This is a genomic window from Polyangium spumosum (assembly GCF_009649845.1).
In the GTDB taxonomy this organism is placed as follows: domain Bacteria; phylum Myxococcota_A; class Polyangia; order Polyangiales; family Polyangiaceae; genus Polyangium; species Polyangium spumosum.
In genome coordinates, this window is the sequence record NZ_WJIE01000015.1 from 59,052 (window position 1) to 73,903 (window position 14,852).

Annotated in this window: 11 protein-coding genes; 7 read left to right on the forward strand and 4 right to left on the reverse strand. The window is 71.6% G+C overall.

Annotation, left to right across the window (positions count from 1 at the left end):
- Positions 1–3: 3 nt before the first annotated feature.
- Positions 4–1,578, reverse strand: a complete 1,575-nt coding sequence (locus GF068_RS34930; RefSeq protein ID WP_153823866.1) for a L,D-transpeptidase — start codon at positions 1,576–1,578, stop codon at positions 4–6.
- A 133-nt stretch (positions 1,579–1,711) separates the two neighbouring features.
- On the opposite strand from GF068_RS34930, the gene GF068_RS34935 reads away from it, so the two are divergent.
- Positions 1,712–3,916 carry a sensor histidine kinase gene (locus tag GF068_RS34935; protein WP_153823867.1) on the forward strand — a complete coding sequence of 735 codons (2,205 nt, stop codon included), beginning with the start codon at positions 1,712–1,714 and terminating at the stop codon, positions 3,914–3,916.
- Between the two features lie 135 nt (positions 3,917–4,051).
- Positions 4,052–4,816: a prohibitin family protein gene (locus tag GF068_RS34940; RefSeq protein ID WP_338046696.1), complete on the forward strand. Its 765-nt coding sequence runs from the start codon at positions 4,052–4,054 to the stop codon at positions 4,814–4,816.
- A gap of 23 nt (positions 4,817–4,839) precedes the next feature.
- Here the strand turns inward: GF068_RS34940 and GF068_RS34945 are convergent, their stop codons facing one another.
- Positions 4,840–6,105, reverse strand: coding sequence for a PQQ-binding-like beta-propeller repeat protein (locus GF068_RS34945; protein ID WP_153823868.1), 1,266 nt, complete (start codon positions 6,103–6,105; stop codon positions 4,840–4,842).
- Positions 6,106–6,110: 5 nt separating this feature from the next.
- The gene (locus tag GF068_RS34950) at positions 6,111–7,877 is read right to left on the reverse strand and encodes a zinc ribbon domain-containing protein (protein ID WP_153823869.1); all 1,767 of its coding nucleotides are present in this window, start codon (positions 7,875–7,877) and stop codon (positions 6,111–6,113) included.
- 381 nt (positions 7,878–8,258) lie between these two features.
- On the opposite strand from GF068_RS34950, the gene GF068_RS34955 reads away from it, so the two are divergent.
- From GF068_RS34955 to GF068_RS34965, 3 genes are read left to right on the forward strand one after another with little or no spacing between them, the layout of a single operon-like run.
- Complete coding sequence (locus GF068_RS34955; RefSeq protein WP_153823870.1) at positions 8,259–9,056, forward strand: hypothetical protein; 798 nt, start codon at positions 8,259–8,261, stop codon at positions 9,054–9,056.
- Between the two features lie 42 nt (positions 9,057–9,098).
- Positions 9,099–9,890 (forward strand): imidazole glycerol phosphate synthase subunit HisF, encoded by a 792-nt coding sequence (gene hisF / locus GF068_RS34960; RefSeq protein WP_338046697.1) that lies wholly within the window; start codon positions 9,099–9,101, stop codon positions 9,888–9,890.
- A complete protein-coding gene (locus GF068_RS34965) occupies positions 9,887–11,680 on the forward strand; it encodes a hypothetical protein (RefSeq protein WP_153823871.1) in 1,794 nt (597 codons plus the stop codon). The genes hisF and GF068_RS34965 overlap by 4 nt, the downstream gene beginning before the upstream one ends.
- 7 nt (positions 11,681–11,687) lie before the next feature.
- Here GF068_RS34965 and GF068_RS34970 read toward each other — a convergent pair whose 3' ends face one another.
- A complete protein-coding gene (locus tag GF068_RS34970) occupies positions 11,688–12,644 on the reverse strand; it encodes a patatin-like phospholipase family protein (protein ID WP_153823872.1) in 957 nt (318 codons plus the stop codon).
- A 150-nt stretch (positions 12,645–12,794) separates the two neighbouring features.
- On the opposite strand from GF068_RS34970, the gene GF068_RS34975 reads away from it, so the two are divergent.
- Complete coding sequence (locus GF068_RS34975; RefSeq protein ID WP_170319858.1) at positions 12,795–14,030, forward strand: AAA family ATPase; 1,236 nt, start codon at positions 12,795–12,797, stop codon at positions 14,028–14,030.
- Entirely contained in the window at positions 14,027–14,677 is a 651-nt protein-coding gene (locus GF068_RS34980; protein WP_153823874.1) for a DUF4276 family protein, read from the forward strand. Before GF068_RS34975 ends, GF068_RS34980 begins: the two co-directional genes overlap by 4 nt.
- Positions 14,678–14,852: the final 175 nt, after the last annotated feature.

Sequence of the window (14,852 nt, forward strand, 5' to 3'; positions counted from 1 at the left end):
ATTCTACCGCGAAACCACCACCGCCGTCGTCGGCCCATTCTCCGGCGCGCCCGCGCCCGCGGCGCCCTGCCAGCCGGGAGGCACGGGCGGATCACTCCAATGGAACAGGGCCTCGGCGTCGATCGGCGAGAGGTTCACGCAGCCGGCGCTCGTCGGCTCGCCGAAGCGCTCGTGCCAGTAGGCCGCGTGCAGCGCGAAGGGCGGGTGGAAATACTGCGTGTGGGGGACGTCCGCGATCCAGAACGAGCGGTCCTCGCCTTTTTCGGGCGACATCGTCGCGGCCTTGTCCTTGAACGTCACGTAATACGTCCCGGTCGGCGTCGTGCTCGCCTTCACGTTGTCGATGCCCTTCACCGGCACGCCGCCGGATCCCGGCGAGATCAGCGTCGTATACACGGGCTTCATGTCCTCGTATGCGACGAGCGTGCCCTGCGTGATCCGCACGTGGACCCACTTCATCCCTTCCCGCACGCCGAACGGCCGCTTCTGCCGCGGCTCGACGACGGTCGCGCCGGATTCCTCCACCCAGACCACCTGCCCGCCCTCGTGGTCCTTCGTCTCGAGGAACCTGGTCCCCGCGACCTCGGCGGCGCTGCCCGTCAACATGGCCCGCGAGCGCGCCGGGAAAAACGTCCCGGTGCGCTCCATCGCGCCGCTCTCGAGCCGGCGCCATTTCGCGCGCGGCGCCTTGCGGAACCAGGCGAGGGGCAACGTGACGTCCTCGCCGAGGCGGACGCCCTGGAACGCGCTCGGGCGGAACGGGCGCACCCGATCGGCGGGCACGACCGTGAGGTCCACCGAGAGCAGCCACGTGCGCCCCTCGGCGGCGAACGCCTTCGTGTACGAGAGCATGGATCCACGCGGGATGTTTTGCCGCACGAGATCGAACCGACCGGGACGCACCATTTTGCCGCCTTCGAGGAAAGCGGGTAATGGATCGGTGGGCGTGATGGGCTCGGGGACGGCGAGGTCCTCGTGGGCGGCGAGGAACTTCGACAGCGGCTCGAACTTGCCGGCGGGGCCGAGGAACCGCTCGACGCGCGCCTGCTCGCCCGGGGTCGGCACGCGGTTGTACATGGGCGCGCCATTCGAGATGGCGTATTTGTAGGGGAATGGCCCGGGGACGGGCAACGTCGCGTCGAACGCGGGCCGGGCGTCTTGCGGGTTCTCGCGCGCGACGAGCGTGTCGTTGCAGACGTACCCGCGCGGCTCGATCGCCCAGAACCCCCGCGCGCAGCCGGCGCCGCGGACGGGCTCGGGGCTGCGCAAAGCGACCGACTCGCCGACCCGGATGTATCCGAGGTATCGCTCGCCCTTCTTCTCGGGCGTGGGGTAGATCCAGGGAATGCCCTCGACGGCATGAAGCCGCGGGCCGGGAGGCGGCGCGGGCTCCGCAATGGGATCGGGAGCGGCAGCGGGAGCGACAGCAGCAACGGACGCAGCAGCGGGCGCGGGCGCAGCAGCAGCGGACGCCGCGACGACCGGGGGCGCCTTCGGCGGCGGCGCGGGCGCGAGCGCGGGCTCCGCCGGACCACATCCGAGCGCGAGCACGACAGGGGCGAGAAGGTAGCCGCGCATCCTGCTGGGGGGTTTGGGGGCGTAGCTCGGCTCGTCCGAGCGTAGCCCCCATCGTTGAAAGAGCTATGCCCTGGATTCGCCTGCGAGCGCAACTCCGCCGCGCCGAAAAACTCGTACCATCGGGCTGCGCCCCATGGCTCCCCCGTCCTCCCTCCCGCCGTCCTCCCTGCACACGCCGAAGGCCCCGAGCCACCTCCAGGCCGAGCTGCTCGCCGCCGCCTGGGAAGCCTTCTCCTCGGTCCTCTTCATCTGGACCGTCGTCCCCGACGCCCTCTCCGCCGCCCTGCCCCTCGCCCTCACCATCGGCGTCGTCTCCCTCTCCCTCTCTGCCCTCGCCGGCCCTGCCCTCGTTCGCCGCGGGCCTCGTGGCCTCTTCGTCGCCGCCCTCGTCCGCACCCTCTCCTGGCCCCTCGCGGTCAGCCCCCTCGTCCCGCACATCGGCTCCCGCGTCCTCTTCGCCGCCGCCGGCTTTGGCCTCATGGCCGGCGGCATCCGCCGCTATCTCTACCGCCGCCTGACCCCCGGCGAGGCCCTCTCCGCCACCCCCATCCACATCGGCGACCTCCGCGACAAACTCGCCGAGTCCGCCATGGTCGCCGGCATCTTCGGGGGCCATACCCTCATGCTCTTCTGCGTCGCCTTCCTCCGCACGCAGAGCCCCGTCCTCTTCAAGGCCTGGCTCGAGCTCGTCCCCGCCCTCGCCCTCGTCGGCACCATCGGCTTCACCCTCGCCATCCGCCCGGCCACGCGCCACGTCGCCCGCGCCCTCGCCGCAGGCCCCACCGGCGCTCGGGCCGTCCACGAGCGCGCCATCACCCAGGCCGAGGCGCTGCCGAGCACCCTCTCCTACCTCAATTTCGCCGTCTGGTCGGCCTTCATCACGATTGGCGTCCTGTATGCCCGGCCCGGCCGCGCCGCCTGGTCCCTCGCCGACGCCTTCATGCAGATTTGCCTCGGCCTTCTCTTCGCGTTCGGCGTCTCCTTTTATCAACGCGCCTGGGACAACGACACCGTCGCGCCCGTGCTCGAGCGCCTGCGCGCCTGGACCGGCTCCGGCGCCACCCAGCTCGCCGAGCGGATCACCCTGCGCCGCCGCATGCTCCGCGATTTTGGCCTCCCTTTGCTCTTCACCACCACCCTCTCGCTCTTCTCCTCCATTGGCCTCTACCGCGCCCTCTCCGTCGGCAGCGACCTCCGCCAGGACGTCGACGCCATCGCCGCCCTCGTCGCCGCGTTCGCCACCATGATGTTCGCCGCCCTCGGCGTCGTGGCCCGCGCCGCGCGTGAACTCAGCCGGCCCCTCTCCGTCCTCGCCGGCGCGGCCGATCTCGTCGCCGGCGGCGCCCTCGACGCCGCTGCGCCGCCCGTCACCGGCCCCGTCGAGGTCGTCGGGCTCGGCGAGAGCATCGAGCGCATGCGCGTCCGCCTCGCAGGCACCATCGCCGAGCTCGAACGCGAGCGCGCCGGCCTCGAAGAAAACGTCGCCGCGCGTACGGCCGAGCTCACGCGCACCCTCGACGAGCTCCGGCGCGCGCAGGCCGCCCTCGTCCAGGGCGAGCGCCTCGCCTCGATCGGCGAGCTCTTCGCCGGCGTGGCGCACGAGATCTACAACCCCCTCACGGCCATCGCGGGCGCGGCCGCCCCGCTCGAGCGCCTCTCCGCCGAGCTCGGCCAGACCCTCGCCGCCTTCCGCGCGGCCATGCCCGAGCTCTCCCCGGCGCGCCAGCGAGAGCTCGAGCAGACCATGCGGGACCTCGACGTCGACGCCGCGCTCGAAGACCTCGTCGGCATCTCGCACCTGCTCCGCCGCGCGAGTGATCGCGCCGTCCGGATCGTCGGCAATCTCAAGAGTTTTTCGCGCTCCTCCGGCGAGGCCGTGCCCACGGACCTCGTGGCCGGCATCGAGGAGACCCTCGTCCTGCTCGGCCGCCGCCTGCGGGACGCCGGCATCGAGGTCGAGAAACGTTATGGCGACGTCCCCGAGGTCCTCTGCCGCTCGGGCGAGATGAGCCAGGTCTGCATGAACCTCCTGGTCAACGCCATCCAGGCCCTCGAGAGCGACACCCGCCCCGACAAACCCGCCCCTCGTATCCTCATCGAGGCCCGGCGCGACGGCGGCGCCGCGCTCGTCGCCGTCAGCGACAATGGCCCCGGCGTCCCCGACGACCTCGCGCCCCGCGTCTTCGAGCCCTTCTTCACCACGAAGCCGCGCGGCCAGGGCACGGGCCTCGGCCTCTCGATATCGGGCGACATCGCGCGGCGCCATGGCGGCGCCCTCTCGCTCGAGCCCGCCGCGGGCGGCGGCGCGCGTTTCGTCTGCCGCATCCCGCTCGCCTGAAGGGGCCGCGCGGCGCACCGGGCGTGCCGGCCATGAATCCTGTTGACTCCAAACGATCGACATGACGGGTTGAGGATTCCCTTTGACCTGCCCTGCCCGCACGGGGCCCGGGCTCGCTTTCGAGGAGGCTCTGTCGTGCGCAAGCTCTGTCTCGCTCTCTTTCTCCTCCAGACGTCGGCGTGCACGGTCGTCACCCAGGGCGAGGTGGGGGTTCGCCGCGTCTGGGGAAGGCTCGATCCAACACCCGTCGGGCCGGGCCTCGTGTTCTACGAGACGGTCTCGACGGATATCGTGCGGGTCCCCGTGCGCACGACGACGGTGACGGTGGACTTCGTCCTCCCCTCCAAGGAGGGGCTCAACATCAATACACGCATGGCCATCCTCTACCGGATCCTGCCCGAGCGCGCGGCGGACGTGCTCGGCAAGATCGGCGAGGACTACGAGGAGTCGATCATCGCCTCGGTGTTCCGCTCCTCGGCGGCGGACGTGAGCGCGCGCTTCTTCGCCAAGGACATGTACAGCGCCGAGCGCTCCACCATCGAGAAGGAGATCGCCACGAAGATGTCGGAGCTGCTCGGCAAGCGCGGGTTCGTGATCGAGGCGGTGCTCATGAAGAGCATCGCGCTGCCCGCGGGGCTGGCCCAGGCGATCGAGCAGAAGCTCCAGGCCGAGCAGGAGGCCGAGCGGATGCGCTTCCTCATCGAGCGCGAGAAGCTCGAGGCCGACCGCAAGCGCATCGAGGCGGAAGGCGTGAAGGAGGCGCAGAAGATCCTCGCCGACGGCCTGACGCCCGAGATCATCAAGCTACGCTCGATCGAGGCGTTCAAGCACCTCGCCGACTCCCCCAACACGAAGGTCATCGTCACCGACGGCAAGGCGCCCTTCCTCGTGGGCCCGTAGCCGTCCTCGACGGCGAGCCGGGCTCAGATCCCGAGCATCCAGATCGTCCCGTCCCGGCAGGCCACCACCATCTTGTCGTCCCCTGCCGGCTGCAGCGCCACCGGCGCCGTGCAGAGCCTCTCGCTCGCCAGGGCCACGTTCCCGTCCGGCTTCGCCACCCCGACCCGCCCCCCTTGCCGCGCGAACGCCACCTTCCCCTCCGCGTCCACGACCAGCGCCGGGCTCGGCCTCGTATCGGCCGGCGGGTTGAAGAACGCCGCGCCCGCCGAGGACCCCATCCCCACCGCTCCCGGTACCGCCGGATCCGGCGGCTGCGGTCCCTTGTCCACCACCATCCGCAACCGCTCGTTGCCCGCGGCGTCCACCCCGAGCAAGAGCCCCGTCGACGTCGTCATCATCGCGAAGCCACGCGGGTGGATCGTCACCGGCTCGTCGTACGTCCCGAGCCCCACGTCCCCGGCGCGCACGTGCGTCAAGCCGGTCTTGAGGTCGAGCCCCACGAGGCTCCGGCCGCCCACCACCGCGAGCAGGGTCCGCTTGCCCTCGAGCGCCGCTCCGCGCCGGAGCTGCCCTCCGAACGAGCCCACCTTCCGCGGCGGGTTCGGCGGCCGGAACACGTACACCGCGCCCGACTCGCTCGTCGCCACCGTCCCCTCGGGACCCTCGATCAGCGCCCCCACCGCGCGCTCCGGCAGGATCGCCCGCGCCCGCACCGCTCCGTTCGGGCCGAGCTCCACGAGCGCTCGACCTCCGATCACCACGCTCCCGTCCGAGCGCGCGAGCGGCGCCGCGTCGAGGTCCCGCCCTCGTTGCCCGAGCGGCGTCACGAACCGCACCCGCCCGTCCCGACCGAGCCCCACGGCCGCCCCCGTGCTCGTCACGAGCACGAGCGTCCCGTCGCTCGTCAGCACGGGCGGCGCGATCGCCGGCGCGCCTCCGAGCCGCGTCCGGAAGACCTCTTTCCCGTCCGGCCCCAGCGCGACGACCTCGGGCACCGTGAGCGCCACGTAGATCCGCCCCGTCTCGTCCACGACCGGCGGCACCTCGATCGTGCCGCCGAGGTGCCTTCGCCACTTGTCGACCGGCGGCGACGGCAGCCGCGACTTGCTTTGCCCCGTGCGCCGCGCGTCCACGCGTTCGCTCGGCGCGTGCCCGCGTGGCGCGCCCACGACGACCGTGTGGGGCCTCGTCGTGTCGATGCCCTCCGCCCTGGCTCTCTCCTCCGCGGAGGCCCCCACGAGCCCGACGAACACGGCGAGCGTCGTCACGAGGCGCGTCGATGTCTTCATGCGATCTACCTTCGCTCTCCGGGCATCGTGAACGCCACCAGGATCTCCGGCACCGCGGCGTTCTCCGGCGCGCTCCGCGGCTTGCCGAGCTGCCCGTACGCGGTGATCACCTCGCCCAGCTTCGCCGGGTTCGGGAAGCCGTGCACGAGCCGCACCCGGCAGGGCCCCTGCCCTCGTGGACAACCCTCCCTCGCCGGCACGTCGAGCAGGAAGATCGCCTGGTGGTTCTGCGTGCGCGCCTCGACGATCTGGCCCGACACCACCGCGGGTTTGCCCGCGCCCTCCGCCCCGAGGGGCGCAAACGCCGCGTAGCCGAGCGGGCTCTCCTTCATGAACTCCTGCGCCGCCGCGGCGAGCTTCTCCACGCGCCGCACCGCGATCGGCACGATCCTCGGCGCCATCCCCGGCGCCTTCGCGCGCACCTCGATGTTCGTCGCGCCCACCGACGACACGCTCATCCGCTGCGCGAACGAGCCGTCCGCCGACACCTGGATGGGCTTGCCCGCCGCGAGCACCTCGGCGCCCTTCATCGTGCGACCGGCGAGCACGAACGTCTCGCCCTCGACGATCACGCGCGGACCGGGCGCGTCGATGTGCAGCGGCACGATGCCCACCGCGACCTCGACCGCGCCGTCCTCGCGTATCCCGCCCTCGGTCTTCACCACGTACGGCACGCGCCGCTTCAGCGTGGCCGGTTCGTCCGCGGGGCCCGTGCAGTCGGTGGCCACGTCGATCACGTGCACCGCGGGGCCGTCCTTCACGGCCGCGGGTTTGCCGTCGATCGTGACCTCCGTCCCGCCCACGGCCTCCACCGCCACGTGCACGGAGGGTTTCTCGTTGGCGAGCCCCGTGAGATCGGGCCGTAGCCGATAATTCACGTGCACCGTCACGCCCACGGCCTCGTCGCGCCCGCCGCCGGGCCTGTCGATCGAGACCTTGAGCCTGTTTTCGCCGAGCGCGAGCGGCGCGGGCAAGGCCACGAGCGCCGTGTGCTTCTCGACCTCCGCGCTCACCGCGCCGATCTGCACCTTCGTGCCGTCGGGGCAGCTCGGGCACTCGATCTCCACGGCCTCGCGCCCCTCGGGCGTCGCGCGCGGGCGCGCCGTCAGCGGGGGTGGGCTCGTGTAGAACAACGTGAAGCCGATGGCGAAGACGACGAGCAGCCCGGCCGTGACGATCACCGGCAGCGCGCGCTTCCGGTCCTTGCGCGCGCGCTCGTGCACGACCTCGGCGCCGCGCGGCAGCACGGGCGGCAGCACCACGCGCTTGCGGGCGAGCTTGTCGCGTGAGCTCGGGCGCGGGTTGTCGCCCCGGTAGCGCTGCATCACCTCGGGCACCATCGTCGCGCCGAGCTCGTGCGGCATCTCGCGCTCGCGGCCTCGGCCGTCCGACGCGGCGCCCGGCTCCCTCGCGTGGAGCGGCGCGATCCCGGGCCGCGCCACGCCGAGCAACGTGCCCTCGGCAGGCGACGGCGGCTTGACGGCGGGCGCCGCTGCCTTCGGGGCGGGCATGCCGACGAGGGTGCGGTTCTCGGGCGGCGGGACGGCGAGCGGCTTCTGCGCACCCTTGCCGGGCATGACCTGCGTGGGCGCGTCCGGATCGACCGCGACGCCCGCGTTTGGGCCCTTGGCGAGATCGGAGAGCGCGACGCCCATCATCGTGCGCCCGACGCCGGCTTTGTGTGCAGGGTCGAGCGAAGCCAGCGCGAAGCCACACGTCACGCAGGTGACGGCGCCGGGACTGGCCTTGGTCCCGCACTCGGGGCAGTGCATCGCGCGGATACTACCGCTGCCAGTCGCCAGGGGAAGCCCCAGGGCGCATCCCGACGGGAACGGCTCGTGTTCCGCGAGGGCCGAGTCGTGTTCCGCGAGGGCCGGGTCGCGTTCCGCGAGGGCCGGGTCGCGTTCCGCGAGGGCCGGGTCTCATTCCGCGAGGGCCGGGTCTCATTCCGCGAGGGCCGAGTCTCGTTCCGCGAGGGCCGGGTCGCATTCCGCAAGGGCCGGGTCGCATTCCGCGAGGGCCGACTCGTATTCCGCGAGGGCCGACTCGTGTTCCGCGAGGGCCGGGTCGCGTTCCGCGAGGGCGCTCCAAGGTTGACAGCCGCCCCAGTGAGGGGCGACATCTTGGACCGTCCTTTCCTTGGGAGGTTTCCGTTGCTCGAGCACCTCAACATCGACGAGATGGTCGCGGTCATCGCTCCCTGGATCGATCCGACGAAGCGCAAGGATATCTTCCTTGCGATCCCGGAGATCGCGGCGCTGCACGGCAGGGTGGTCAAGGCGCACGAGGCGGTGAGCACGCTGCCGCAGGCGAAGCAGTCGTCGACGGCGCTCTCGGCGATCCTGGAGGAGGAGACGCTCGTGGACGCGCGGCACGACCACCTGGCCCGGGCGATCTCGCACTCGCTCGACGCGCGGGCCGAGCTCTACCTGGCGGGGCACCCGCCCGACTTCGGGCGGGCCGCCAAGGCGCGCGACATCTCGCGCAAGCTCTTGCCGACGGGGCTCGCGATCGTGAACGCGCCGCTCCTGGCCGAGTCGGGCAACACGGCCCGCGTCGCGCGGCTCGTGCGGGAGGAGGAGCCCTGGATGAGCGAGTTCCTCGCGGAGATCCCGTCCGGCGCGCCGCCGCACACGCTGAAGGACGTGGTGGACGCCTGGGTCGCGACCGGCGCGCGCCTCGCCGAGCTGGAGAACAAGCGCGCGGAGCTCCTGGCAAAGGAGGCGGCGAAGCCCGAGGGCGCGCTGTCGCCCCAGGCCGCGCGTAGCCAGTGGCTGCGCGTGGTGTCGCAGGTGCTCTCGAACCTGGAGCTGTCGGACGCGCCGGTGGAGTACATCGAGGCGATCCGGAGGCCGGTGCTGCGCGCGTCGGAGCGCGCAGAACGCCGATATGCGGGAGACAAGGCGGTCACGGACGCCAGGGACGACGACACCTTGCCCGCGGACGGCTGAGGGAAGTTGGCCCATCGAGGCGCTCGGCGCTAAGCGCGCTGTGTGCTGGCCAAGCGCATCATCCCCTGCCTGGACGTGAAGGACGGACGCGTCGTCAAGGGCGTCCAGTTCGTCGGGCTGCGGGACGCGGGCGACCCCGTGGAGGCCGCCCGGCGTTACGACGAGGCGGGGGCCGACGAGATCACCTTCCTCGACATCACGGCCTCCCACGAGAAACGCGGGACGCTGCTCGACATGGTGCGGGCGGCGGCGGACCAGCTCTTCGTGCCGCTCACCGTGGGCGGCGGCGTGGGGAGCGAGCGCGACATCGAGGCGTTGCTCGACGCGGGCGCCGACAAGATCGCGATCAACACGGCCGCCGTGCGGGAGCCCGCGCTCGTGGAGCGCGCGGCGGCGCGGTGGGGCGCGCAGGCGATCGTGGTGGCGATCGACGCGAGGCGGGTCGGCGCCGAAGAGCCGGCACGCTGGACCGTGGTGACCCACGGCGGGCGGCGGGAGACGGGGCTCGACGTGGTCGAATGGGCGAAGCGGATCACGTCGCTCGGCGCGGGAGAGCTCCTGCTGACGAGCATGGACCGGGACGGGACGAAGGCAGGCTACGACCTCGGGCTGACGCGGGCCGTGGCGGACGCGGTGAGCGTGCCGGTGATCGCGTCGGGCGGCGTGGGGACGCTCGAGCACGTGTACGAGGGGCTCGTCGTAGGAGGGGCGGACGCGGCGCTGTGCGCGTCGATCTTCCACGACGGGACGCACACGGTGGCAGAGGCGAAGGCGTACCTGGCAGGGCGTGGGGTGCCGGTGCGGATGGCGGATCCGAGGAGAGGTGGGTCGTGAATCGGGCGAACGTGACGCTGTCGGAGGTCCTCGGCGCCGCTGGCGCGCGCGCGGCGGCCATGGTGCCGGAGAGCGCGGGCTACCTCGTGCTGTCGCTCTGCGCCGCGATCGGGAACCTGCCCATCCGGGTGGACCCGCGCGCCGTGACGCTGTCGGCCGAGGGCGTGGTGGGCGTGGACCGACAAGGCGAGGTGCTGTCGGGCGCCGAGGCCGCGCGCGGGCTGCGGGAGCTGCTCGCGAGGTTGTTGTCGGTGACGGCCAGCGGAGCGCCGCGCCTGCACGCCGTGGCGAGGCCGCGCTCTCCAGGCGCCGAGCGAGGGCCGGCCCAGGTGGCGGCAGAGATCGAGGCCGCGCTGGTGCCGCTGAACCGAGGCGCCGCGAAGAGGACGCTGGCGAGGCTGGCGAGGGAGACGGCACGCGCCGTGGAGGCAGGGTTCGTGGTGGAGCCGGCTCCGGTGCAGGCGCCGGTGGTGGTGGCCCCGGTGGCGGCTCCGGCGGCGGCTCCCGCTGCCGCTGCCGCTCCCGCTGCCGCTGCGGCTCCCGTTTCCGCTCCCGCGACCGTTCGCGACCCCGTTCCCGTCTCCGCTCCCGTTTCCGCTCCCGCGACCGTTCCCGATCCCGCTTCCGTGGAGCGCATTTCGATCCGGGGCATTCCTTCTCTCGACTCCGCATGGCTCTTCACCGCGCCGCCCTCGGGCCCGCTGCGGGAGGCGACGCCGACGCTCGAGGACCCGGTGTCCCTCGAGGCCACGCCCCTCTGCAGCGTGGACCTCGCCTTGCTGGAGGCGCCTCCCGAGAGTGAACGATCGAGCCCCGCAGCCGCGGTCTTGCCCGCCTCGGAGCCCGCCGCCGCGCCGGCGCCGTCGCCGGTGATGCCGGCGCCGACCGAGTCGACGCTGCTCTCGGCGCGGGAAGCGGCCGTCGAGCCGAAAACCCCCCCCTCCGCGTCACCCGCGGCGGCGGAGGTGCGCGCGCACGACGACGTGCTGCGACCGAGCCACGAGAAGACGTTGCCCTGGCCCGTCGGGCTCGGCATGCGGCCGCGCACGCCGCTGCCCGCGGAGGCGGCGCCCGCCGTGGCCGCCGTGCCCTCGGAGGTGCCGCCTTCGGCCGAGGAGCTCCTGAGCTTCGAATTCGAGGTGCTCACGCCCTTGCCCTCACCCGCCGTGACGAAAGGCGTCGAGGCGCTGTCGCCGTCGGGATTCTCGGGCATGGTGGAGGCGCTCGAGCCCCCCGCGACGGAGCCGCCGCATTCGGTCGCGCCGTCGATTTTAATGCCGCCGGCGTCGGTGGCGCCCGTGGTCGCCGAGGCGGCGAACGTGGAGGCCCCGGCGGAGGCCGCCGTGGTCGCGCCGCCCGCGCCGACGGGGCCGGACCGCGTGGACGAGCTGCTGCATCGGTTCGCGCAGCCGGAGGGCGGCGAGGAGGCGCTGTTCCGAGCGACGGCGTCGAGCTTGAAGGAGCTCGCGGGGCTCGAGCCGACGCCTTACGCGCCGTCGGTGCTCCCGGCGATCCGCATCCCCCCGCGCGCCGAAGGCAAGAGCCCCGCATGGCTGCCGCAGGCGAAGCGCGACCCCGCGGAGCTCACGCCCGCGCCGCTGGTGCCGGTTCAGCGCAAGACGGGGGCGCGGCTGCTCGTGCCGCTCGTCTTGCTTCTGGTGGTGCTGGCAGGGACGGGCGCGCTGGCGTGGGCCAAGCCGGGGCTTTTCGCGCAGGTGCCGCGATTCTGGAAGAGCGCGCCGAGCGAAGCGGCGGAGAGGTCGGTGGCGGCGACGGACGAGGGCGAGTAGAGCGCGCCTATACGCGCTCTAAATACGCACGCGTCGCCGCCGCGCCGTTGGTGATGAGCTTGTCCTGCATCTCCTTCGGCAACGTGAACTCGGTCGTCGCGACATTCGCGTCGTCGATGAAGACCGTCCGCGAGAGCGCGGCCGCGTCGAGGTGGAGCAGCGTCGACGACGAGAGGATGAACGAGACCAGGGCCTTCGTGTAGCTCTGGAAGTCGGTGACATCCATGCGCGGCAGCCGCCAATCCTCGCGGGCGGCGTCGTTTTCGGCCTTCGTGCCGAGGCAAAACCCGAGCGTGGGCGCATTCTCGGCCGGCCCGCCCTCCTCGGCCCCGATCGCCGGCATTTTACGGACGCCATCGAAGAGGTCGATCGGGTAATTCCACGAGACGCCGCCGTCGACGTAGAGGTCGCCCTCGAAGGGGTACGCCTCGAAGAACAGCGGAATGCTCATCGACATGCGGACGGCTTTGTAAATGGGGACGTCGGGGCGCGAGGCGGCCGAGAAGACCTCGGTCATGCGCCGCGAGAGGTTCGTCGCGACGACGTGGAGGTGGCGCGCGCGGCCGGGGTACGCCTCGACGAGGGCCGCGAGCTCGGCGAAGGTGAGGTCGGGCCGGGCGCGCCCGGTGAGGCGCTCGGTGAGATGCGCAATGGTGCTACGCAGCCACTCCTCGGCGGTCTTGCCCGGGTTCACGCCGTAGGCGTCGAAGAGGCGGGAGGCGTCGCGAAAGACCCAGCCCTTGCCGTCCATGAATTGGCTGAAATCGGTCTCGCGCAGGATCCTCTCGAGCTCGGCGGCGTCGACGCCGACGGCGAGGAACGCCGCCGTGATGGCCCCCGCCGAGGCGCCGGCGACCTGCGTGACGCCCCCGAGCAAACCGCGCCGCTCGAGCTCCGTGATCGCGCCGGCATACGCGATCCCCTTCATCCCACCACCCTCGAACACGAGATTGCGGATCTCCATGGAACGAGCCCTCCGTCGGGGAGGGTATCCGGGGGGGAGGGCGGGCGTCAGCCATGAAGCGACCGGGGCGAGCGATGGGATGGCTCCGTCTCGCTCGGAAAGCGCATGGGCTCGGATGGCTGGCGTACAGGGACGTGGTACGCTCGCGGCATGATCACGCGGTTCGAGGTCGACGGGTTCAAGTCGCTGCGGGATTTCGTGGTGGATCTGGAGCCGCTCACCGTGTTCGTCGGCCCGAACGGCGCGGGGAAGTCGAACCTGCTGGAGGCGATGGCGTTGCTCGGGCGGCTCGCCTCGATGCCCGTGGAGGAGGCGTTCAAAAAGGGACGCGGGCGGGTGCTCGACCAGTTCAGCCGGTTCGGGGGAGAGACGAGCCGGGCAATGCGGTTTGCGGTCGAGATTTCGCTGGGTACGCCGATTGCGGTATCCACGGAAGGGGCGCCGCCGCTGCCGACACAGTATCGATACGAGCTCACCATCGAGCGCCGGGCACGCGATTCGAGCATTGAGGAGCTCGCTATCGCGCACGAAACTTTGCGTTTGAGCCCCGATGGCGAGGACGTCGCGCCAAGTGGATTCATCCTGCAGACGATGGCAATGCACGACCGCCACTACCGTGCTGCGTTCGTTACGCCAGCCCCCGACGCCGTGTACGTTCCGCGGAACTACACAGCTCTTTGGGCTCTGCATCGGGATATAATGCGCGGATGGCACGAGGTCATCAATTCTATTGCGACGCATCTTGCCTCCTTCCGCCTCCTCCACCTCGACGCAGCCCGCCTCCGCGAGCCGAGCGAGCGAATCAGCTCCGGCATCCTCGCGCCCGACGCCTCCAACCTCGCGGCCATCCTCGCCGATCTTCCAGCGCCGGTCCTTGGAGCGATTCGCGCCGATCTCGCGGCCCTCGTGCCGGGTCTCGCGGGTTTCGAGATCGTTCCCGAAGGAGACACATTACGCCTCGACTTCAAGCTCTCCGGCGGAGAGCACCTCCCGGCGCGCCTCGCCTCGGATGGAACGCTGCGCGCCCTCGCGCTCCTCACGGTCCTCACGGTCGAGCCGCACCCGTCCGTCCTGGGAATCGAGGAGCTCGAAAATGGGATCTACCCCGGGCGACTGCGCAAGCTGCTATCCATCCTCCGCGACACGGCGGTTTCGGACCACAAGACGCAGATCCTCCTCACCACGCACTCGCCGGTGGTCGTCGCGGCATTTCGTGACCAGCCTGAGCTGCTCCGTGTCGTCGATGTCGTGGTTCGCGACGGAAAGCGCGAGACCCGCGCTCGCCCCGTGGGCAAGCCCAAGAAGCCGAGCGACAGCGCCTTCGTCGCATCGCTGCGCGAGGTCGACATGCTGCTCCACACCGCGGACGCCGAGGCGGCCGAATGACACGAAGCCGTATTTATCTCTGCGCTGCCCTCTATGCCGAGGGACCGAGCGATTACGAGTTCCTTTCTCCACTCATCCGTCGCGTGCTCGATCTGCTGGGGAACAAGCTGTTTCCGAGCAGAGTCGACGTCGCGGAGACCATCGGCATCGACGCTCCCAGGCCGTATCCCGCCAAGCGAGACGATCGCATCGCCGCCGCCGTCGCCGAGCACTGGGGCGCCTTCACGCTGCTCGTCATCCATGCCGATGGCGCAGGAGACCCGGACGAAGCGCGGCAGACCTGCGTGACACCGGGGACCGCCCTGGCCCAGCAGGACCATCCATCCCTCGTCAGCGTGCCGTGCGTCCCTGTGCGCGAGCTCGAGGCGTGGATGCTCGCGGACATGGAGGCGTTCCACACGCTCCTCGGTCGCGGGGCGAGCCCTTCCCTTCCAGCCGATCCCGAGCGTGAAGCTGATCCGAAGCAGACGCTGCGGCGCATCCTGCAGGCAGGAGACTTCCGCCGCGGGAGCGAGAGGGCCCATCGGCTGTTCGGCGAGGAGGTGCGCTTCGAGGCGCTCCGAAAGTTGCCAGCCTTCCAACGCTTCGAGACCGACCTGAGCGAGGCCATTCAAACCATCGCGCGCGCCTCCGACGGCGGAGACTGAGCACCACCCATCGCCGGCCCTTCGCCACGGTCCCTCTCCGTACCAAAGCCACGCCGACGTCCCTTCGCCACGGTCCCCCTCCGTGACAAGGCCCCTCGACGTCCCTCCGCCACGGTCCCTCTCCGTACCAAAGCCACGCCGACGTCCCTCCGCCACGGTCCCCCTCCGTGTCGAA

Coding starts and splice junctions, on each gene's coding strand:
- GF068_RS34930 (WP_153823866.1), bottom strand. CDS start 1,578: ATGCGCGGCTACCTTCTCGCCCCTGTCGTGCTCGCGCTCGGATGTGGT.
- GF068_RS34935 (WP_153823867.1), top strand. CDS start 1,712: ATGGCTCCCCCGTCCTCCCTCCCGCCGTCCTCCCTGCACACGCCGAAG.
- GF068_RS34945 (WP_153823868.1), bottom strand. CDS start 6,105: ATGAAGACATCGACGCGCCTCGTGACGACGCTCGCCGTGTTCGTCGGG.
- GF068_RS34950 (WP_153823869.1), bottom strand. CDS start 7,877: ATGCACTGCCCCGAGTGCGGGACCAAGGCCAGTCCCGGCGCCGTCACC.
- GF068_RS34970 (WP_153823872.1), bottom strand. CDS start 12,644: ATGGAGATCCGCAATCTCGTGTTCGAGGGTGGTGGGATGAAGGGGATC.
- GF068_RS34975 (WP_170319858.1), top strand. CDS start 12,795: ATGATCACGCGGTTCGAGGTCGACGGGTTCAAGTCGCTGCGGGATTTC.
- GF068_RS34980 (WP_153823874.1), top strand. CDS start 14,027: ATGACACGAAGCCGTATTTATCTCTGCGCTGCCCTCTATGCCGAGGGA.